This is a genomic window from Siminovitchia sediminis (assembly GCF_042680885.1).
GTDB lineage: Bacteria > Bacillota > Bacilli > Bacillales > Bacillaceae_C > Siminovitchia > Siminovitchia sediminis.
In genome coordinates this window covers 1-577 of sequence record NZ_JBHUEO010000083.1, presented here as the reverse complement: position 1 = coordinate 577, position 577 = coordinate 1, and the positions used below count along the sequence as shown (strand labels likewise).

The following is a 577-nucleotide window of genomic DNA, read 5'->3' as shown; positions in this document are numbered from 1 at the left end:
CCTTGTAACTGCTAGACTAAATTGAACAGTATTTGCTCGATAGAAATGAACACTTTCCGTCTATATCCCCTCCCATCAGTTAAACTGGAGAAGTAGGTAGAACTGATGTAATGGAGGTTCGGGAAGGTGCTGAAATTAGAAATGATTGTAGAAGTGCATCAATTGAAAAGGCAGGGGTTCAAAGTCGCTGCCATCGCGAGAAAATGTAATCTGTCCAGGACAACAGTCTATGAATATCTTGAAATGGATTTCGAAGAAGCTTGCAGGTGGACGGAGGAACTAAAGACACGACAACGAAAACTTGATCCCTATCGAGATGATATCCTGGCCTGGTTGAAGGAACATCCAGATTTGTCTGCTTCCCAAATTTCGGATTGGTTGGAAGAGCGCTGTAACTTCAAAAATGTCGGGGACAGCACGGTCCGAACTTATGTGAGGGAGCTGCGGGAAAAATACCATATTCCTAAGTCACTTGCGTTTCGGAGTTATGAAGCCATTGAAGAATTGCCAAGAGGGAAACAGATGCAGGTGGATTTTGGGGAGATGAGGGTTAAAACCTTCGATGGAAAAACGATGA

The 577-nt window shown here is 43.7% G+C and carries 1 protein-coding gene; it reads left to right on the top strand.

Going from position 1 to position 577, the window contains the following annotated elements; all coding sequences use genetic code 11:
* Positions 1 to 126 precede the first annotated feature (126 nt).
* Positions 127 to 577 (top strand): helix-turn-helix domain-containing protein (locus ACFSCZ_RS17205; protein WP_380775656.1); only part of this gene is annotated, 451 nt, incomplete at its 3' end.